This window comes from Parafrankia sp. EAN1pec (assembly GCF_000018005.1).
GTDB lineage: Bacteria > Actinomycetota > Actinomycetes > Frankiales > Frankiaceae > Parafrankia > Parafrankia soli.
Map to the genome: position 1 here is coordinate 6207099 of NC_009921.1, position 20323 is coordinate 6227421.

15 protein-coding genes are annotated in these 20323 nt (G+C 73.2%); 8 read left to right on the forward strand and 7 right to left on the reverse strand.

The genetic code is table 11. The annotated features are described in order from the left end of the window. Positions 1-862 precede the first annotated feature (862 nt). From hemQ to hemE, 3 genes are all read right to left on the reverse strand, one after another. Positions 863-1711: a hydrogen peroxide-dependent heme synthase gene (hemQ, locus tag FRANEAN1_RS25430; RefSeq protein WP_085950137.1), complete on the reverse strand. Its 849-nt coding sequence runs from the start codon at positions 1709-1711 to the stop codon at positions 863-865. 89 nt (positions 1712-1800) lie between these two features. After that, positions 1801-3213 carry a protoporphyrinogen oxidase gene (gene hemG / locus FRANEAN1_RS25435; RefSeq protein ID WP_020462646.1) on the reverse strand — a complete coding sequence of 471 codons (1413 nt, stop codon included), beginning with the start codon at positions 3211-3213 and terminating at the stop codon, positions 1801-1803. A gap of 227 nt (positions 3214-3440) precedes the next feature. Then, positions 3441-4523, reverse strand: a complete 1083-nt coding sequence (gene hemE, locus FRANEAN1_RS25440) for a uroporphyrinogen decarboxylase (RefSeq protein ID WP_020462647.1) — start codon at positions 4521-4523, stop codon at positions 3441-3443. A gap of 150 nt (positions 4524-4673) precedes the next feature. Between hemE and FRANEAN1_RS25445 the strand changes: the two genes are divergently transcribed. The 8 genes from FRANEAN1_RS25445 (at position 4674) to FRANEAN1_RS25480 (ending at position 14117) form a co-directional block, all read left to right on the forward strand. After that, positions 4674-5096, forward strand: a complete 423-nt coding sequence (locus tag FRANEAN1_RS25445; RefSeq protein WP_020462648.1) for a DUF3817 domain-containing protein — start codon at positions 4674-4676, stop codon at positions 5094-5096. 395 nt (positions 5097-5491) lie between these two features. Next, positions 5492-5761 carry a hypothetical protein gene (locus FRANEAN1_RS25450; protein WP_041254800.1) on the forward strand — a complete coding sequence of 90 codons (270 nt, stop codon included), beginning with the start codon at positions 5492-5494 and terminating at the stop codon, positions 5759-5761. 233 nt (positions 5762-5994) lie between these two features. Continuing rightward, positions 5995-6657 carry a DUF3000 domain-containing protein gene (locus FRANEAN1_RS25455; RefSeq protein WP_041254801.1) on the forward strand — a complete coding sequence of 221 codons (663 nt, stop codon included), beginning with the start codon at positions 5995-5997 and terminating at the stop codon, positions 6655-6657. A gap of 165 nt (positions 6658-6822) precedes the next feature. Then, positions 6823-8262, forward strand: coding sequence for a ribonuclease D (locus tag FRANEAN1_RS25460; RefSeq protein ID WP_049795757.1), 1440 nt, complete (start codon positions 6823-6825; stop codon positions 8260-8262). 165 nt (positions 8263-8427) lie between these two features. Continuing rightward, complete coding sequence (locus tag FRANEAN1_RS25465) at positions 8428-9645, forward strand: acetyl-CoA C-acyltransferase (RefSeq protein WP_020462651.1); 1218 nt, start codon at positions 8428-8430, stop codon at positions 9643-9645. Beyond that, complete coding sequence (locus FRANEAN1_RS25470; protein WP_020462652.1) at positions 9642-11810, forward strand: 3-hydroxyacyl-CoA dehydrogenase NAD-binding domain-containing protein; 2169 nt, start codon at positions 9642-9644, stop codon at positions 11808-11810. Before FRANEAN1_RS25465 ends, FRANEAN1_RS25470 begins: the two co-directional genes overlap by 4 nt. 141 nt (positions 11811-11951) lie before the next feature. Then, positions 11952-12500 (forward strand): TetR/AcrR family transcriptional regulator, encoded by a 549-nt coding sequence (locus FRANEAN1_RS25475; protein ID WP_157472796.1) that lies wholly within the window; start codon positions 11952-11954, stop codon positions 12498-12500. A gap of 210 nt (positions 12501-12710) precedes the next feature. Then, entirely contained in the window at positions 12711-14117 is a 1407-nt protein-coding gene (locus FRANEAN1_RS25480; RefSeq protein ID WP_347177257.1) for a DHA2 family efflux MFS transporter permease subunit, read from the forward strand. A gap of 389 nt (positions 14118-14506) precedes the next feature. Here FRANEAN1_RS25480 and FRANEAN1_RS25485 read toward each other — a convergent pair whose 3' ends face one another. The 4 genes from FRANEAN1_RS25485 to FRANEAN1_RS25500 form a co-directional block, all read right to left on the reverse strand. Then, positions 14507-15589, reverse strand: coding sequence for a lysylphosphatidylglycerol synthase domain-containing protein (locus FRANEAN1_RS25485; protein WP_020462655.1), 1083 nt, complete (start codon positions 15587-15589; stop codon positions 14507-14509). Positions 15590-15774: 185 nt separating this feature from the next. Continuing rightward, positions 15775-17727, reverse strand: a complete 1953-nt coding sequence (dxs, locus tag FRANEAN1_RS25490; protein ID WP_020462656.1) for a 1-deoxy-D-xylulose-5-phosphate synthase — start codon at positions 17725-17727, stop codon at positions 15775-15777. A 429-nt stretch (positions 17728-18156) separates the two neighbouring features. Next, on the reverse strand, positions 18157-19470 hold the full coding sequence (locus tag FRANEAN1_RS25495) for an ABC transporter permease (RefSeq protein ID WP_020462657.1): 1314 nt from the start codon (positions 19468-19470) through the stop codon (positions 18157-18159). Continuing rightward, positions 19467-20285 carry an ATP-binding cassette domain-containing protein gene (locus tag FRANEAN1_RS25500; protein ID WP_020462658.1) on the reverse strand — a complete coding sequence of 273 codons (819 nt, stop codon included), beginning with the start codon at positions 20283-20285 and terminating at the stop codon, positions 19467-19469. Before FRANEAN1_RS25500 ends, FRANEAN1_RS25495 begins: the two co-directional genes overlap by 4 nt. Positions 20286-20323 lie beyond the last annotated feature (38 nt).

The window sequence follows — 20323 nt, forward strand, 5'->3', positions numbered from 1 at the left end:
GCCGCAGCCATTGTCGATCAGAACCAACCGGCTCGTGGGGCAGATCGCCGACGCGGACACAAGGTCGGACCCGGGGCCCAGGCACGTTGACGCCTCGCACCGAGGCGTTCATCGCAGGTTCACTCCCCCGTGGCTTCATCGCTCGCGGCTTCACCGACTCCGACCTCCAGCGATCGTGTACGGACCCGGGCAGCCCCGAATCGGCCCGGGGAACACCTCCGCGCGGCGTGGGCAACCGACGCGACCCGGGACGCCGACGCGGACCGCCGCGGTCCGCCCAGGCCCCGACATGCGGCGCTCGATGGTCAGGCGGCAACGTTACCGGCACGACCGCCGCCGCCGACCAGCGCCCCGCCCGGGGCCGAAGCCGTGTTTCCGACAGCTCCGCGTCGGGTATGGCCGCCCCACTGGTGACTAAGAGTAGTTAAAACAACCGAGGCCCTTCGGTTGCTCACCGTCACACAGAAACCGAATCAACCGAATTGAGGCGATTTGCGGTTACGTTCAGTGCGTTCTATTGTCGAGTAGCAGACAGAATCGAGCGGCGATGCTACTGTCAGTCATGGCCGGTCCGGGGAGCGCCCGGCCGCCGACCACCGAGCGCCCGGGTCCTGCGGACCGATGGATGCCGGTGGTTTCTGCCCGCCCGGGTCGACATCCGCCGCCCGGCCGTGAGGGCAGCAATGGGGCGGTCGGCGCCTGCCGGACGGGTGGGGGCGCCCGGGCAGGCGCCGACCTCTTCTCGCGGAGGCGAGACCGGGGCTCAGCTCGCGGAGGCGAGACCGGGGCTCAGCTCGCGGAGGCGAGACCGGGGCTCAGCTCGCCGGTGGCGGGGCCGGAACCGGAAGGCCGGGACCCGGGGTTACGGCAGGGCGGCGACGACGTCCGGCAGCGGCTTGCGGGCGCCGCTGTAGAACGGCGTCTCCAGCCGGGTGTGGCGGCGCGTCGCGCTCGCCCGCAGGTGGCGGATGCAGTCGACGATCCGGTGGAGCTCGTCGGCCTCGAACGCCAGGAGCCACTCGTAGTCGCCCAGGCCGAACGCGGCCACGGTGTTGGCCCGCACGTCCTCGTACTCGCGGCCCATCATCCCGTGCTCGGCGAGCAGGCCGCGGCGCTCGTAGTCGGGCAGCAGGTACCACTCGAACGACCGGTTGAACGGATACACGCAGATGTAGTCCCGCGGGTCCTCCCGGCGCACGTAGGCCGGGATGTGGTTCCGGTTGAACTCCGCCGGGCGGTGCAGACCCACCGCGGACCACACCGGCTCCAGGCACCGCCCCAGGCCGGTCTGCCGGAAACGCTGGTAGGTCTGCTGCAGCAGGTCCGGGTTGGGTGAGGTCCACCAGATCATCACGTCGGCGTCAGCCCGGTAGCCGGAGACCTCGTAGATACCACGGGTGTAGACGTCCTTCGCCAGTGCGCCGTCGAGCAGCTCGCCGGCCTCCGCCGTGATGCCCGCGCGGTCGGCGGGCAGCGGCTGCCGGGCGGCGAACACGAACCAGCCCGTGTAGAGCAGCTCGTCGTTCAGCTCACGGGCCGACTTCGTGGACTCCCCGTCGGCAGGCCCGGAAGCGCCGGTGGGGGGGACGCCGGTGGGGGGGGTGGCGGGGACACTGCTGGTGGGCACGGCGGCCGGAGGCCGCCCGCCCGGAACGGAGGGCGCGGACGCCGAGGTGGTGCCGCTGCGCTGGACGTCGTCGCCAGTTGACATGCCACCATTGTCCACCCCGGCCGCCGGTCTGCGACCCAGCCGGGGCACACCACCGCGCGGCACGGGCGGGACTCAGCCCTCCCGCCGGCTCAGGCCCCCGCCGGCTCGGACTCCGCCGCCTGCGTCCCGTCCGGCCGCAGCTGGCCCACCACCGACGCCGCGGCCGCCTCGCCGGAACGGATGCACGCCGGGATGCCCACACCGTCGTAGCCGGCGCCGGCGAGCGCGATGCCCGCCGGCAGCGCGCGCCGGACGGCCGCGATCCGACCTAGGTGCCCCGGCAGGTACTGCGGGAGCGCCCCGCCCCAGCGGCTGACCCGGTTGGCGATCGGACGGGCGCTGATCCCGGTGACCTGGGCGACCTCGGCGGCGGCGACGCCGGCGAGCTCGACATCGCCGCGCCGCAGGTCGTCGTCGGCGCCGGCACGGCCCACGCTGGCCCGCACGACCGTCAGGTCGCCACCGCGGGCGATGTGCGGCCATTTCACCGACAGGTAGGTCACCGCCTTGATCGACAGGCCGGCCCGCGCGGGGACGAGCAGGCCGCTGCCGGGCGGCGGCACAGCTCCCCGGTAGAGCAGTGTGACCAGGCCCACCGACGCGTATGGCACCCCCGCGAGGGGCGCGGCCGCGTGCGGGGCGATCGGGGAGAGGAGATCACGCGCGGCGCCGGCGGGAACCGCGAGGATCACCGCGTCGGCGACCAGGGGCGGGGGCACCTCACCGCCGCCCACCGGGTCGCAGCGCACCTGCCAGCCGCCCTCGACCCGGCGCAGCTCCCGGGCCATCAGCCCGGTCCGCACCGTGGCACCGCTGGTGCTGGCCACCTTCTCCGCGAACGAGCCCAGGCCGCCGCGCAGCGAGGCGAACACGGGCGTCTGCGCCGGGGCCGGTCCGGTCCGGGCCCGGACGCGGTGCGCGCCGAGCAGCAGCGAGCGGTCCTCGGTCGCGATCGGGGTGAGCTGGGGGACGGTCGCCTGCAGCGAGAGCGCGTCGGCCCGCCCGGCGTAGACGCCGCCGAGCAGCGGGTCCACCAGCCGGTCCACGATCTCCCGCCCGACGCGGGCGCCGACGTACCCGCCGACCGTCGGGTCCGTCGGCAGGGTCGTGCGCGGGAGCACCAGGTCGGCCGCGGCGCGCAGCAGCCCGAAGGGCGAGAGCACCCGGGAGCGCACCAGGCCGAGCACGTCGGTCGGGACCCCCAGCATCGTGTTGGGCGGGATGGGACGGCGCCGCCCGCCCACCCACAGCGAGGCCTTGGTCGTCGTCGGATGCACGATGTCGTGCCCGAGCCCGACGTGCCGGGCCAGCCGGAGCGCCTCCGGCACGCGGACGAGGAAGGCCTCCGCGCCCTCCTCCACCGCCAGCCCCTCGATCGGGGTGGTGCGCAGCTTGCCGCCGATGCGGTCACCGGCCTCGACCACGGTGACCTCGGCCCTGCCCGTCAGCGCGCTCGCGGCGGACAGCCCTGCGATACCCGCTCCAATGATCACAACCCGCACGTCTTCTCCCAGCCCCTTCACGCCGTCCCCGTGTGGCCGCCCCCGGATCGGGGCCCTGGGCCCACGGCGCCACCGACCTCACGGCCGGACCGGCCCGAGTCCCGCGGCCGGCTCCAGTCTCGCCCGCGGCCGTGCCACGCCGGTGGCGGGCACCGCCGAGCGGCCCCGGACCGGCCTACGGCCCCGTGCGCGGGCCTGGCGAGTCGGTGGCTGCCGCCCCCCCGCTGTCAGAACTGGTGGACGAGGTCCACGATGTGCGCCAGCACGCCCGGATCACTCTCCGGAAGCACGCCGTGCCCGAAGTTGAAGATGTGCCCGGGAGCGGCCGCACCCCGGCGGCAGACGTCGCGGACCTTCGCCGCGAGCACGTCGGACGGGGCGAAGACCGCGGCCGGGTCGAGGTTGCCCTGCACGGCACGACCGGGGCCGACCCGGCGGGCGGCCTCGTCCAGCGGGACGCGCCAGTCGACCCCGACGACGTCCGCGCCGGCCGCGCCCATCGCGCCGAGCAGCTCCCCGGTGTTCACCCCGAAGTGGATGCGCGGGATGCCGTCGTCGGCGAACGCCGCGAGAACCCGGGTGCTGTGCGGAGCCACGTAGCGCAGGTAGTCGTCCTCGCTGAGCGCGCCCGCCCACGAGTCGAACAGCTGGATGGCGTCGGCGCCGGCGTCGACCTGCACCCGCAGGAAGGCGGCCGTGATGTCGGCGAGCCGGCCGAGCAGGTCGTGCCACAGCGCCGGCTCGGCGTACATGAGCGCCTTCGTGCGGGTGTGGTTGCGGCTCGGCCCGCCTTCGATCAGATAGCTGGCCAGGGTGAACGGCGCGCCGGCGAAACCGATCAGCGGCGTCTGCCCGAGCTCGCGGACCAGGGAGGCCACCGCCTCGCTCACGTAGGGCACGTCACCGGGCTCCAGCGGGCGCAGCACGTCCAGGTCGGACGGCGCCCGGACGGGATGGGCCACCACGGGCCCGACCCCGGCGACGATGTCGACGTCCACCCCGACGGCCGCGAGCGGCAGGACGATGTCCGAGAAGAAGATCGCGGCGTCGGGCCGGAAACGGCGCACCGGCTGCAGGGTGATCTCGGTGACCATGTCGGCGTTGCGGCAGGAATCGAGCATGGCGGTGGTGGCGCGCAGGGCGCGGTACTCGGGAAGCACCCGGCCGGCCTGCCGCATGAACCACACGGGCACGCTGTCGGGGCGGTCCCCGGCGGCGGCGCGCAGGAACGGCGAAGTCGCGGCGAGACCTGGACGTCGGGGCGAGACCCCGGGGCGAGGCGGCGCAACGGCGGTACTTCCGAGGGACATGGCCCGATCGTTGCACGCCCGGCGGACAGATGCCGCGCAGGGCACACGACTGTGTGCGATATCTTCTACTCGCAGTAGAAGTCAGGCTGGAGAACGCGTCCGGCGATGTCAGAGCACGGCGAGGCCGCAAGCGACGTCGAGGAGTGTCCGATGACCGACCCTTCCATCCGGGACGGTTCCACCCGGAACAGCGCCACCCGGGACGGGGCGTGGCCGATGGGCGCCGCCCGCGCGGTGTCCCTGGCCGAGGCGACCTCCTTCCTCCTGCTCCTGATCGCGACCGCGGTCAAGCACGGGGCCGACCACGAGATCGGTGTGAAGATCCTCGGGCCGGTCCACGGTGGGCTGTTCATCGCGTACTGCCTGCTCGTCCTGTACGTGGGGTCGCTGCGGCGGTGGCCGGTGAAGCGGACGCTGCTCGCGCTCGGGGCGTCCGTCCTGCCGGTGGCGCCGTTCTTCGTGGAGCGGCACTGGCTGCGGGAGCCGGCCCCGGCATCCGACGGCGCGGCCGGGCACGGCACGTCCGAGCACGGCGGCTCCCCGGGACGCGCCAGCTCCGCGCCCGCGAGCTGAGCTCGCCGGCGCCCTGAGCTCGCCGGCGCCCTGAGGCCGCCCGTACGCCGAGGTCACCCGCCCGGCGGCGACGAACCACCTCCTTCCACCCCCGAGGGAACGTCGGCCCCGCACCGCGCACAGCCGGCCGCACGCGACACGCCGGTGAGAATGCGCGGAGAACCGCCCTACCCGTGGCACCGTCAGACCGGTCGGAATAGGCGGCAACAATCCGCGATGTCCCGCGTTCAGCCTCCTGACCGACCGGCCAACGGCGGCTGGACGGCGCGCTGACGCGGCCCGCGGGGGGCTGCGCCGCGGTCAGGTTCACGCCACACCCGCCCGCAGGCTGACACCACGCGAACGACGCAGCTACCACGCGAACGACGCAGCCGTGCCCGGGGAGTGATACGCGAGTGGACCAGGTCCTGGTGAGCGCCGACGATCACATCCGCTACTGCGCGGTATGCGCGCGACAGCAGCAGTTCGAGCAACCGCCGTGCGAGGACGGCCACGGCGCCGACTGCCCGGAACGTGCCTGTGTCGTGTGCGGCCACGCGATTCTCGTCGGCGCCGCGCCCGCCGCGGTGCCACCGGCGGGTGCCGGGGCCGACCGGCCCGTGACCGTCGTAACCGTTACCGCGCGCCGCGGCGCCGGCCGATCCGATTCCAGGGCCGTGGCGTGAGCCTGCACAGTCCCGCACCACATCCAGGCCTCCCGGGGGACCCGTTCGTCCCGGCCGGCCGGCCGGCGGCGCTCGGCGGGACGCGCCCGGCGTCGGCGCAGCCGCCCGAGCAGGCCGCGCCGGCACGGCTCGCCCCGCTGACCCGAAGCGCCCGTTCCCACCCGGAGGGCGCTAAGCGGCACTCTCCGACGTCCGGCCAGCGCGACCAAGGTGCACGCCCTAACGTTGCCGCCATGGGGGGCACGCGGGCACCGAGCGACGCTCCGGCGCTCTTCGTGGCCGCCACCGAGGCGCTGCGGGCGGCGTTGGAGGAGCTGCGGCCGGATGTCGCCGTCCGCGAGATCCCCGCGCCCGCCCGGATCGCTCCCTACGCGTTCGCTCTCGCCGGGGGCCTCACCGATGACGACGAGGCGGCCTCCGGCCGGTTCGTGCTGCTGTTCGACCCCGATGGGCAGGACGCCTGGGAGGGCACCACCCGGATCGTCTGCTATGCGCGCGCCTCGGTGGACCCGGAGGTCGCCGACGACCCGCTGTTGCCCGGGGTCGCCTGGTCGTGGCTGCGGGAGTCGTTGCAGTCGCACGGCGCCGAGCTCGGCGCCCTCGGCGGGACGGTCACCACCACCTCGTCCCGGCGCTTCGGGGTGCTCGCCACCGACGGCGACAACTTCGACGTCGAGCTCCGGTGTTCCTGGTCACCACGCTGGGCAGGATCGGTGGAGGAAGCCGAGGACCCGACGGTGCCGGAGCCGCCGCACGGCGGGGCCGACGGGGCGGCGCCGTGGGACCCGGCGGACGCCGCCGCGCACCTGCACTCCTTCGCCGACCTGCTGGCCGCGATGGCGGGGCTGCCGCCGCGCCTCTCCGGGGTCGTACCGCTACCTGCTCGCCGCGCCTGAGCAGATCCGGACCTCCCCGTCCAAGCACTGCGCGCCGGGAATGTCAACGGAACGCATCTGCAACGACTACCTTGGAGCCACCATCGAACACGAAGCGTATAATTAGTGCGATTGCTCGGCCGACTGGGCTGCCAGGCCGGTCATTCACACGTACCATCGCCGATCGTGACGTCGACGGTTCCTGACTCAACGCACCAGGTCAGTGAGGGTGCGGCGATCGATGCTGCCGCCGCTGTCGAAGAGTCGGCAACTGTACCCATCCCGCTGCTGGAGCCGGCCGGTGGCGTCCCGCCCGTCCTCGACGACCCGCAGGACCTCACCCGCGCCACCGAGCGGCTGGCCGCCGGCACCGGCCCGGTCGCCTTCGACGCCGAGCGCGCCTCCGGTTACCGGTACAGCCAGCGTGCCTACCTCGTCCAGATCAGGCGGGCCGGCGCGGGCACCCTGCTCATCGACCCGATCGCCCTGCCCGACCTGAGCGGCGTGCAGGACGCCGTCGGCGACACGGAATGGGTGCTGCACGCCGCCAGCCAGGACCTGCCCTGCCTGGCCGAGCTGGGCCTGCGCCCGAAGACGCTGTTCGACACCGAGCTCGCCGGCCGTCTGCTGGGCTACGAACGGGTGGGGCTGGGCGCCATGGTCGAGCGGGTGCTCGGCTTCGGGTTGGAGAAGGGGCACTCCGCCGCCGACTGGTCGAACCGCCCGCTGCCCGAACCGTGGCTGCGCTACGCCGCTCTCGACGTGGAGCTGCTGGTGGAGCTGCGCGACCAGCTCGAGAGCGAGCTGGTCGCGCAGAACAAGATGGCGTTCGCCCGGCAGGAGTTCGACGCGATCGCCGCCGCTCCGCCGCGGGAGCCGCGGGCCGAGCCGTGGCGGCGCACGAGCGGGATCCACCGCGCGCGCAGCCGCCGCCAGCTCGCCGCCGTCCGGTCGATGTGGCAGGCCCGAGACCGGGTCGCCCGCACCCGCGACATCGCGCCGGGCCGGGTGCTGCCCGACATCGCGATCATGGACGCGGTACTGAAGGCCCCCGAGGACGCCGCCGCGCTGACCCGGCTGCCGATCTTCTCCGGGCCGCGGCTGCGGCGCTCGGCGACCACCTGGATGGATGCCCTGCGCGCCGCCGCCGAGATGCCCGAGAACCAGCTGCCGAGCACCGCGGGCCCGGGCGGCGACGGCCTCCCCCCGCAGAACCGCTGGGCGGAACGTGACCCCGTGGCGGCGGCGCGGCTGGCCCGCGTGCGCGCGGCGCTGAACGCGATCGCCGAGGATCAGGGCATGCCGGTGGAGAACCTGCTGGAGCCGGCACTCGCCCGCCGGGTCACCTGGACTCCCCCGGCCACACGGGACACCGAGACGGTGACCGCCGCGCTGACCACGGGCGGCGCCCGCCCCTGGCAGGTCGAGCTGACGGCGGCCGCGGTGGCCGCGGCCCTGGTGGACCCGCCCGCGGGCACCGCCGCCGCGCCCGGAGCCACCGGCGGCGAGACCGCCGGCGGCGGAGCGGGCGGCACCGGTTCCGCGGCGGGCGGCGGGTCCGCGCGGGCGAGAACGCGGCGGACCGGCGGCCGTCCGCTGTCCGGTGGGGAACCCGCCGCGTCCTGATCCGGCCGCACGCGCGGTACGTACCGACCCTTACCTACCCATGGGTAACTCCTGCCGTAGGCTGTTCCCGTCGCGGTCCGGCGCCACTGCGGGCAGCCGGCCCGACACCGTCTGCCGTGGGCCGCGCACGTGCCGCCCACGGGTGAGGCGTCGAGGAGGCCGGTGGTGTTCGTCAGCGCGCAGGGTTCGATCCGTGACGTGGTGTTCGTCGACGGTGTACGCACTCCCTTCGGCAAGGCCAAGGGCGTCTACGCCGAGACCCGGGCCGACGACCTGGTGGTCCGGGTCATCCGCGAGCTGATGCGGCGCAATCCCGCGCTGCCGCCCGAGCGGGTCGACGAGGTCGCGATCGCGGCGACGACCCAGATCGGCGATCAGGGCCTGACCATCGGCCGGGTCGCCGGCATCCTGGCCGGGCTGCCCGAGTCGGTGCCCGGCTACGCCATCGACCGGATGTGCGCGGGCGCGGTGACGGCGGTGACCACCACCGCGTCCGCGATCGCCGTCGGCGCCTACGACATCGCCATCGCCGGCGGCGTCGAGCACATGGGGCGCCATCCGATGGGCGAGGGCGTGGACCCGAACCCGCGGTTCGTCTCCGAGCGTCTCGTCGATCCCTCCGCGCTGGTCATGGGCATGACCGCGGAGAACGTGCACGACCGGTTCCCGGGGATCACCCGGGCCCGGGCGGACGCGTACGCCGCCGCGTCGCAGGCGAAGGCCGCCAAGGCGTACGCGGACGGCAGGATCCAGCCCGACCTCGTCCCCGTCGCCGCGCGGCACGTCGACAGCGGCTGGGAGCTGGTCACCGCGGACGAGCCGCCCCGGCCCGGCACCACCGTCGAGGGCCTCGCCGGGCTGCGGACACCGTTCCGGCCGCACGGGCGGGTCACCGCGGGCAACGCCGCGGGCATCAACGACGGCGCCACCGGCTGCGTGCTCGCCGCCGCGGACGTCGCCGCCGAGCTCGGCCTGACCCGGAAGATGTCGCTGGTCGGGTTCGGGTTCGCCGGTGTGGCGCCCGAGGTCATGGGTGTCGGGCCGATCCCGTCCACGGAGAAGGCGCTGGCCCGCACCGGCCTGAGCATCGACGACATCGGCCTGTTCGAGCTGAACGAGGCCTTCGCCGTGCAGGTGATCGCCTTCCTGGAACACTTCGGCCTCGCCGACGACGACCCGCGGGTCAACCCCTACGGCGGCGCCATCGCGTACGGGCACCCGCTCGCCTCCAGCGGAGTGCGACTGATGACCCAGCTGGCCCGCCAGTTCGAGGAGCATCCCGAGGTCCGCTACGGGATGACCGCGATGTGCGTGGGCTTCGGCATGGGAGCGACGACGATCTGGGAGAACCCGCACTTCGGCCGAACGGGAGAAGGAGCATGAGCAGCGCCGCGATGACCCTGGAGCACCCGGACGAGGTCGTCACGCAGGCCCATGTCCGGTACGCACAACTGTCCGGCGTGAGCGGCCCGGTCGCGCTCATCACCCTGGACAACGGGCAGGACCACACCCGCCCGAGCACCTTCGGCCCGGGCGGGCTGCGGTCACTGCTCACCGCCGTCGAGGAGATCGAGGCCCACGACCCGCCGGTGGCGGCGGTGGCGGTGACCGGCAAGCCGTTCATCTTCTGCGCCGGCGCGGACCTCTCCTACCGGTCGTCGCTGACCGACCCGGCCGAGGTCCGGCCGAAGCTCACCGCGCTCGGCGAGCTCGGGCACACCGCGCTGCGCCGGGTCGGCGAGGGCCGGCTGGGCGACCGGCGGGTCCCCACCTTCGCGCTGGTCAACGGCGCCGCGATGGGCGGCGGCCTGGAGCTGGCGCTGCACTGCGACTACCGGGCGATCTCCGCCGGTGCCGCGCCGATCGCGCTGCCCGAGGTCTTCCTCGGCCTGGTGCCGGCCTGGGGCGGCACCCAGCTGCTGCCGAACCTGGTCGGCCCGGAGAACGCGGTCACCATCATGATCGACAACGCGCTCAGCCAGAACCGGACGCTGCGCGGCCCCAAGGCGTTCGCGCTCGGCCTCGGTGACGTCCTGCTGGATGCCGCGGACTTCCTCGAGGAGGCGCTGCACTGGGTCGGCCAGGTGCTGCGGGGCGAGGTGGACCCGACCAAGGGCCGCCGTCCCGTCGAGCAGGGTGCCGCCTGGGCTGCGGCGCTGGAGCGCGGTCGCGTCCTCGCGGACGCCCGGCTGCACGGCGCGGCCCCGGCCGCCTACCGCGCGCTCGAGCTGATGGCCCTGGCGGAGACCGCGGACGCCGACACGGGGTACGCCGCCGAGACGGCGGCGCTGGCCGATCTCGGGTCCAGCGAGGAACTCGTCGCCGGGCTCTACTCCTTCGACCTGGTGAACCGGCGCGCCAAGCGGCCGGTCGGCGGGCCCGACCGCTCGCTGGCCCAGGCGGTGACCAAGGTCGGCGTGGTCGGCGCGGGGCTGATGGCCAGCCAGCTCGGGCTGCTGTTCGCCCAGCGGCTGGAGGTGCCGGTCGTCCTCACCGACCTCGACCAGGCGCGTCTCGACGCGGGAGTCGCACACGTCCACAGCGAGATCGACAACCTGCTGCTGCGCGGGCGGATCTCCCACGACCGCGCGAACCGGCTCAAGGCCTCCGTGACCGGCTCACTGACCAAGGACGCGTTCGCCGACGCCGACCTGATCATCGAGGCCGTCTTCGAGGACATGTCGGTCAAGAAGGCGGTGCTCGCCGAGCTCGAGTCCGTGGTGAAGCCGGAGACGCTGCTGCTCACCAACACCTCGGCCCTCTCGGTGACCGAGATGGCCGCCGACCTGACCCATCCGGAGCGGGTCGCCGGGCTGCACTTCTTCAACCCGGTGGCGGTGCTGCCCCTGGTCGAGGTCGTCCGCACCCCGCGGACCGACGACACCACGATCGCGACCACGCTGCAGGTCGCGAAGCAGCTGAAGAAGAACGCGGTGCTGGTCGCAGACGCGCCGGCCTTCGTGGTGAACCGCCTCCTCACCCGGTTCATGGGCGAGGTGCTCGCGGCCACCGAGACCGGAACCCCGATCGAGCAGGCCGACGGCGCGCTCGACCCGCTCGGACTGCCGATGTCGCCGCTGGTCCTGCTCTCGCTGGTCGGCCCGCCGGTCGCACTGCACGTGGCCCGGACCCTGCACCAGGCCATGCCCGACCGGTTCCGCACGCCGGACGGCCTGGCGCGGGTCGTGGCCGCCGGGAAGAGCAGCTTCTACACGGCCGGACCGGGCGGCGAGCAGATCGTCGACCCGGAGGTCGCCGATCTCGTCCGGAGCATGGACGACGGCACCGCGCCGACCGCTCGGGAGGGTGCGGCGATGACGCCCGAGCAGGTCCGCGAGGCGGCGCTCTCCGCGCTGGCCCAGGAGATAAGGCTCCTGCTGGACGAGGGCGTCGTGGCCGAGGCGGCGGACGTCGACCTGTGCATGATCCTCGGCGCCGGCTGGCCCTTCCACCTCGGCGGCATCACCCCGTACCTGGACCGCACCGGCATCAGCGAACGCGTGACCGGTCGCCGTTTCAACCCTCCGGGCGTCGCCACCGTCGCCTGATCGGATGAGAACTCCGGGCGGGCGGACGCCGGCACTGCCCGCCCGCCCGGAGTGCCCGTCCGAGGCCGCCGCTCGGATCCGCCGCGCTCCGGGCCGACATTCTCCTTGACTTGATTATTGAGTGACCACTACCTTGAGGTCGTGACCCCAAGGACGACCGGCGGCACCGGCACCCGGATGAGCGCGGAGCAACGACGCGCGGTGGTGCTCGCGGCGGCCGTCGAGGAGTTCGCCCTGGGCGGCCTGACCGGCACGTCCACCGAGGCGATCGCCAGCCGTGCCGGCATCTCCCAGCCCTATCTGTTCCGACTCTTCCCCACCAAGAAGGAACTGTTCCTGGCGGCCGTCCGGGCCACCTTCACCCTGACTCGCGAACGCTTCGAGACCGCGGCGGGCGACCTGGTCGGCGCCGACGCCCTGACGGCGATCGGGTCCGCCTACGACGAGCTGCTCACCGACCGCACCTACCTGCTCATGCAGATGCAGAGCTACGCCTCCTGCGGCGACCCGGGCATCCAGGAGGTCACCCGCCAGGGTTTCCGGGACCTGTGGCAGACCGTCGAACGCGTCAGCGGATGCGACGACGAGGAACTGCGCACGTTCTTCGGGCACGGCATGCTGCTCAACGTCGTGGCCGCGATGAACCTGCAGGAGATCAGCGACCGCTGGGCCCGGGAGATCTGCAGCTAGACCGGCCTGAGTCGGCCCACGCCGTTCCAGACCCGCGTTCGCCTCCCTCTCACCCGTTCCACCTGTCCGCATCCTCGTTCGCACCACAAATCTAGTGACCAATCACTATCCGACAAAGGTAGTGAGCACTCAAGACCTTGGAGGGAACTCGTGACCGACAAGCGATCCGCCACTGTCTGGACGTTCGTCGTGACGTCCATAACGGCGTTCATGGTGGCCCTGGACAACCTGGTGGTCACCACCGCACTCCCCCAGATCCGCGGCGACCTCGGGGCGGGCCTGGAGGGCCTCGAATGGGTGGTGAACGCCTACACGCTGCCGTTCGCGGTGTTGCTGCTGACCGGCGCCGCGCTCGGCGACCGGCTCGGGCGGCGGGCCGTGTTCGCCACCGGGCTCGGGGTGTTCACCCTGGGCAGCCTCGGCGCGGCGCTCGCGCCGTCCATCGAGGCGCTCATCGCCGCCCGGGCCATGCAGGGCGTCGGCGCGGCGCTGGTCCTGCCACTGAGCCTGACGCTGCTGTCGGCGGCGGTCCCACCCGAGCGCCGGGGCGCCGCGCTCGGCGTGTGGGGGGCGATGTCCGGGCTTGCCGTGGCCGTCGGGCCCCTGGTCGGTGGCGCGATCACCGACGGGGCGAGCTGGCAGTGGATCTTCTGGCTGAACGTGCCGATCGGCCTGGTGACGGTCCCGCTCGCGCTGCGCAGGCTCACGGAGTCCCGCGGGCCGGCCGGACGGCTGGACCTGCCGGGTGTCGCGATCATCTCCGCCGGGCTGCTCGGCGTCACACTCGGGCTGGTCCGCGGTGAGAGCCACGGGTGGACGAGCCCGGCCGTCCTGACGTCACTGCTGGCCGGCGTGGCCGGGGTCGGCGCCTTCATCGCCTGGGAGCGGCGCGTGGCCCGGCGCGGCGGGAGCCCCATGCTGCCGATGGCCCTGTTCCGCCGCCGCGGGTTCGCAGCGGTGAACGCCGTGTCGCTGCTGTTCTCGGTCGGCATGTTCGGGTCGATCTTCCTGTTGGCGCAGGCCCTGCAGAACGTCTTCGACTACTCGCCCCTCGAGGCCGGCATCCGCACGCTGCCCTGGACGGCGATGCCCCTGCTGATCGCCCCGATCGCCGGACCGCTCTCGGATCGGATCGGTGGGCGCCCGCTGATCGTGGCCGGTATGGCGATCGAGGCCGTGAGCCTGGCCTGGCTCGCGACGATCCTGGACACCGGGGCCGACTACGCCGGGCTCGTCCCACCCTTCGTCCTGGCCGGGGTGGGCATGGCGCTGTTCTTCGTTCCGGTCGCGTCGGTGGCCCTCGGTTCGGTCCCGGCGGAGCAGGAGGGTCTCGCCTCCGGCACGAACAACGCGATGCGCGAGCTCGGCGGCGTCCTGGGCGTCGCGGTGCTGGCCTCGGTCTTCGCCGCGAACGGCGGCTACGCGAGCCCGGGGGCGTTCGTGGACGGCACCCGGCCCGCGCTGTGGGTGGGGGCGGCCGTCCTGCTCACCGCCGCGGCAGTGGCCACGCTGCTGCCGTCGCCCGCGAGGACGGCAGCGCCCGCGACGCCCCCGGCACCCGCCGCGCCTGCGGCCTCCCAGGCCCTGCCCGTGGTCGGCAGGCCGTCGTCCGCCTGAAGCGGGTCCGGGCACGGATCACCGAACACGGTGATCCGTGCCCGGACGTCGTTGCACCCGCGGAATGAAAATCGATACTCACCGACGCGATCAGCAGATGAATCCGACCGATTCGCACCGGTTCACGGCATCAGCCGGAACAGGACACCGACGATGACTCCCCGCCGCATCGGCCGCCGACGCCCCGCGGAGGAAAAGCATCACCCGCCGCTTTACCGCCGAGCATCACATCCTGCGAAAAGCTGGGCCGCCACGGTTTCCGGAACTCCGCCCGAAAGGACACCCGATCGATGATCCGAATACGGAGGACATCGCTCTGGGCACCTCACCGGTCACGCTCCCGATCATTGACGGTGCGGAACGGCGACATTCCCACGCCGGTGCGCGGGTCAGCGGTTACTCGGCGCCGGCTGGGCGACGGCCGCGGCGCCCCCGGCCCGTGGGCCGGTCTGGCCCGACCCGGCGAGGTCCTCCGGCCTACTGGCGACCGCCTCGCCACGCGGGCGCAGCGCCACCCCGACCAGCGCCCAGACGATGTCGGCGACCGTGGCGAGCAGGCGCGCGACAAGAGCGATCAGCGTCGACGGGCCACTCGGCAGCGCCGGGGCCAGGGCAAGCACCAGTACGGCCTCACGCACGCCCGCGCCCGCGGGCAGGACGAGCACCAGGAAGCCCGCGGTCCAGGCCAGGGCGTAGGCGCCGACGCACAGCGCCACCAGCCGGGCGCCGCCGACCTCCGGCTGCAGGTCACGGACCAGCAGCCAGGTCCCCACGCCGTAGCAGGCGAAGCTGCCCAGCAGCCAGCCGGCGCCGACGGCGATGGGGCGGGCGGTCAGCGGCTCGGTCAGCGGCGGGCGGCGCAGCAGCCGGAACGCGACCGCCAGCAGCCTGGAGAGCACCGGAGGGTAGAGCACCACCGCGAAGACGGGCACCACCGCCAGCGCCCACCAGTAGTCGGCGAGCGCGTCGCGGGAGGAGAAGGGCAGGGTGACGGCCGCGGCCAGACCGCCGCAGGGCACCGCCAGCGCGAGCACCACAAGACTCGCCAGGGCCGACTTCGGCCGGGAGACCCCGTAGTCGCGGGAGAGCTCCATCTGGGCGAGGACGGGCCACACACTGCCCGGAATGTACTTACCGATCTGGCCGACGCAGAAGATCCGGACGGCGGCGCGCAGCGGCAGCAGCGCACCGAGCCCGGCGAGCACGGCACGCCAGGACAGGACGGTGGCGCCGACCGCGAGCGTCGTCGCCACGCCGGAGCCGACGACACCGAGAACGGTCAGGTCGCCCAGCGAGTCCCGGACGTCGTTCCACTGGCCGACCAGCGCCACGACCAGAAGCGCGGCGGCGAGCACCAGGGCTGCGCGGACCACCCACCACCGCACGCCCCGACGGGCGGCGAGGGCAGCCGGTTCCTCCGCCGGGCGGGCCTCGTCGGGGCCCGCTGCCGGTGCGGCGGCGGGCCCACGCACGACGTCCCCGCCAGCCATGGCGGACGGGGATTCACGGTGCGCGGGACGCCGACTCACCGGGTCAGCCTAAGGCGTCCACCGGACGGCACCCGCGCCGGGCCGGGCGCGGGCGCGACCCGGCCGCGCCGGTCAGGCCTGGCCGGTCAGGCCCGGCCGGTCAGGCCCGGCCGGTCAGGCCCGGCCGGTCAGGCCTGACCGCCGCCGGCGGGGGTCTGGTTGGACTCGTCCGCGCCGACCTCGTCGCCCATGAGGGCGTGCTGGCGCTTGGCGACCGCCTCGATCACCTTGCGGGCCAGGTCCTGCGGGGCGAGGCCGACCTCGGCCAGCACGTCGTCGCGCTTGCCGTGGTCGAGGAAGCGCTGGGCGACCCCGAACTCACGCACCGGGACGTCGACGTCGGCGTCCCGCAGCAGCTGCGCGACGCAGGCACCGACGCCACCGACCCGCCCGTTGTCCTCGACGGTGACGACGAGGTCGTGGTCACGGGCGAGGTCGACCAGCGCCGGGTCGAGCGGCTTGACCCACCGCGGGTCGACCACGGTGATGCCGATGCCCTGGCTGGCGACACGCTCGGCGACGTCCAGACAGGTCGGGGCCATCGCGCCGATCGAGACGAGCAGCACCTCGCGGTGCCGCGCGGCCGCCGGCGCCCGGTAGAGGACGTCGACCCCGCCGACCTGGTCGATCGCCGGGGAGTCCGCGGCGACCTTGCCCTTGGGGTAACGCACGACCGTCGGGCCGTCGGTGTTGGAGACCGCCTCGTCGAGCTCGGCGCGCAGGGTCGCGGCGTCACGCGGGGCGGCGATCGCCAGACCCGGCACGACCTGCAGGAAGGACATGTCCCACATGCCGTTGTGGGACGCGCCGTCCTCGCCGGTGATCCCGGCGCGGTCGAGCACGAAGGTCACCGGCTGGCGGTGCATGGCGACGTCCATGAGGACCTGGTCGAAGGCGCGGTTCAGGAACGTCGCGTAGATGCACACAACGGGCTTGAGACCGCCCATGGCCAGGCCGGCGGCCGAGGTGACCGCGTGCTGCTCGGCGATGCCGACGTCGAAGACCCGGTCCGGGAAGGCCTTGGCGAACGACTTCAGGCCGACCGGCTGGAGCATCGCCGCGGTCATGGTGACCACGTCGGGCCGCTCGGAGCCGATCCGGACGATCTCCTCGGAGAAGATCGAGGTCCAGGTGGTGCCCTTGGACGCCGACTTCGGCTTGCCGGTCACCGGGTCGATGACGCCGACGGCGTGGAAGTTGTCGGCGTCGTCCTGCTCGGCCGCCGGGTACCCGAAGCCCTTGCGGGTCATGGCGTGGACGATCACCGGGCCGCCGAAGTCCTTGGCCCGGCGCAGCGCCGACTCCATGGCGACCACGTCGTGGCCGTCGACCGGGCCGACGTACTTCAGCCCGAGGTCCTCGAACATGCCCTGCGGGGTGACGACGTCCTTGATGCCCTTCTTGATGCCGTGCAGGGCGTCGAACAGCGGTGCGCCGACGAGCGGGGTGCGGCCCAGCACCTGCTTGACGACGTCCAGGACCTGCTCGTACTCGGGCGCCAGGCGCAGCGACGCGAGGTGGTCGGCGAGGCCGCCGATGGTGGGTGAGTAGGACCGGCCGTTGTCGTTGACGACGATGACGACCTGCCGGTCGCTGGCGGCGATGTTGTTCAGCGCCTCCCAGCACATTCCGCCGGTCAGCGCCCCGTCGCCGACGACCGCGACGACGGCCCGGTTCTCCCCGCGCAGCTCGTAGGCGCGGGACAGCCCGTCGGCGTACGACAGCGCCGTGGAGGCGTGCGAGTTCTCGATGATGTCGTGCTCGGACTCGGCCTGGCTCGGGTAGCCGGAGAGCCCGCCGCGTTGACGGAGGCGGTCGAACTGCTCCCGGCGGCCGGTCAGAATCTTGTGAACATAGGACTGGTGGCCCGTGTCCCAGAGGACACGGTCGAATGGTGAATCGAACACTCGGTGGATTGCGAGAGTCAGTTCTACAGCGCCCAGATTCGGCCCTAGGTGGCCGCCTGTGCGGGCAACCGCGTGGATGAGGAAATCACGGATCTCAGCCGCGAGCGTCACCAGCTCCTCATGGTCGAGGCGCTTGACGTCCTGCGGGCTGTCGATCGTCGACAGAAGCGACACGGCGTGCTCTCCCTCCCCCGAAAGGGGATCGGTCCGGGTCCGGCAAAGTCTACGCAGGGCACCCCGGGCTCCGCAGACAGGCTCCCGACATGTGAGCTGCCCGAAGAGCGTCAGATATTTCGCCGGGTCGCGGTAGAATCCACCTCCCCGTTGTCGGTAATGTGCGACGAGTAGCCGGTGAAGAGAGCCCGGGAACCAGGCATGACGCGTCGGAGGGCCTGGCGTGCGGCCCCGTGCCGGGCCGTTCCAGACGCCACGAGGGCCCGCCGGCGGGGCTTTTTTCCCGGGCCGGCGGGCCCTTCGCACGAACGCTGCTGGGTCTGTCATCTTGTTGTCACGTCGCCGTCACATGTGAACGGCCGTTATGGGCACCCCTGATCGGATCACTCGCGATTACGCACAGTCAGCGTTATTGGAGGCTCGGGCGTCTCACCCTCGGCCACTCGCCTGCCTCCCCCGGCGCGCGGCCGCGTCCAGAAGCACCGCGGCGAGCAGGACCGACCCGGTGATGATGAACTTGACCGACTGGTCGAGACCAAGCAGGTCCATCCCGTTGGCGATCGAACCGATCACCAGGATGCCGAGCAGCGCCGACCAGGCCCGGCCGCGTCCGCCGAACAGGCTCGTCCCGCCGATCACCGCCGCGGCGATCGCGTTGAGCAGCGTGTCGCTGCCGCCGGAGGCCTGTGTGACGCTCGTCAGCCGCGCGGCGGCGAGGACACCGCCAACGCCGGCCAGGCAGGACGCGGCGGCGAACGCCGAGACGCGCAGCGCGCGCACGTTGATGCCGGCCCGGCGCGCCGCTTCGACGTTGCCGCCGACGGCGTACAGGTGGCGGCCGTAGCTGGTGCGCCGCGAAACCAGGTCCACCAGCAGCACCAGGCAGCCGAAGATCAACAGCGCCAGCGGCAGCCCGCGGTCGTCGTTGAGGATCGCCACCGCCGCGATGAGCGCGCCGCCCACGACGACCACCCGCACCGCGACCTCCGCGATCGGGCGGGGCCGCAGCCCGGCCCGCCGGCGGCCGCGGACCTCGGCGAGCTGGGCACCGGCATACCCGGCCACGGCGATCCCGGCGATCACCCATCCGGTGGCGTCGGTGAAGAAGGTGGACGTCAGCTTCGTGATCTCGCTGTCCGGCAGGTTGAGCGATCCGTCCCGGCCGAGCACCTTGAGCTGCACGCCCTGCCAGGCGATGAAGCCCGCCAGCGTCACGACGAAGGACGGGACGCCGAACACGGCGAACAGGCTGCCCTGCAGGGCACCCACGGCGACGCCGACGACCAGCGCGGCCACGATCGCCAGAACCGGCGCCCACCCGTGGCGCACCGACAGCACCGCCATGACCGACGCGCACAGCCCACTGACCCAGCCGACCGACAGGTCGATCTCGCCGAGCAGCAGGACGAGGAAGACGCCGGTGGCGATCGTCCCGGTCGCGGCGACCTGCAGTGCGAGGTTCGTGAGGTTGTAGGAGGTGAGGAAGTTCGAGTTCTGGAACTGGAAGATCGTCCAGATCACGACGAGCCCGACGATGACCGGTAGCGATCCGAGCTCGCCCGCGCGCACGTGGCGCAGCGCCGAGCCCGCCAGGCCGCGCAGGCCCGGGCCGGCGAAGAGCAGTCGCGGGTCGACCGCCGCGTCGCCCCGACCGGTCGCGACTGCGCCGACCGGCCTCGCGGCGGGGTTCGGTTGGGCGGGGCTGGCTGTGGGCTCCGCGGCACCGGGCGCGAACTCGCTCATCGCGGACGCACCTCCTCCGCACCCGTCGCGGGGGCCGTCGCACCTGTCGCGGGGGCCGTGTCCGCGCCGGTGATCGCGGCCACGATGTCCTCCCGTGAGGCGGAGGCGATGTCGAACGTGCCGGCGTTGCGGCCGAGCCGGAGCACCGCGACGCGGTCGCACACGGCGAAGACGTCCGCGAGGTTGTGGCTGATCACGAGTACGGCCAGGCCGCGCTCGCGCAGCCGGACGATGAGGTCGAGCACCTGCTCGGTCTGCGCCACGCCCAGCGCGGCGGTCGGCTCGTCGAGCAGGACCACCGCCGGATCACCGAGCAGCGAGCGCGCGATCGCGACGGACTGCCGCTGGCCGCCGGACAGCGACGCGACCGGGATGCGCACGCTCGGGATGCTCACCGCCAGGGTGCGCAGAAGGTCCAGCGCGCTGCGCTCCATGCCGATCTCGTCGAGCGCGCCGGCGAACCGGCCCAGCCGGCGGCGCCGCTCGCGGCCCAGGAAGAGATTGTTGACGACGTCGAGGTTGTCGCAGAGCGCGAGATCCTGGTACACGGTCGCGATCCCGAGGGCCACGGCGTCCTGCGGGCGCTCGAGGCGTACCGGGCGGCCGCCGAACCTGATCTCCCCGCCGGTCGGCGGCGAGACGCCGGAGATGCACTTGACCAGCGTGGACTTGCCAGCGCCGTTGTCGCCGACGAGGGCGAGCGCCTCCCCGGCGCGCAGGTCCAGGTCGACGTCGGTGAGCGCCTGCACCGCGCCGAAACGCTTGGAGATCCCACGTAGGGACAACACCAGATCGGACATGACCAGATCGGACATGACGGGCCCGTGCCTTCCAAGAACAGTCACGAGGGGAT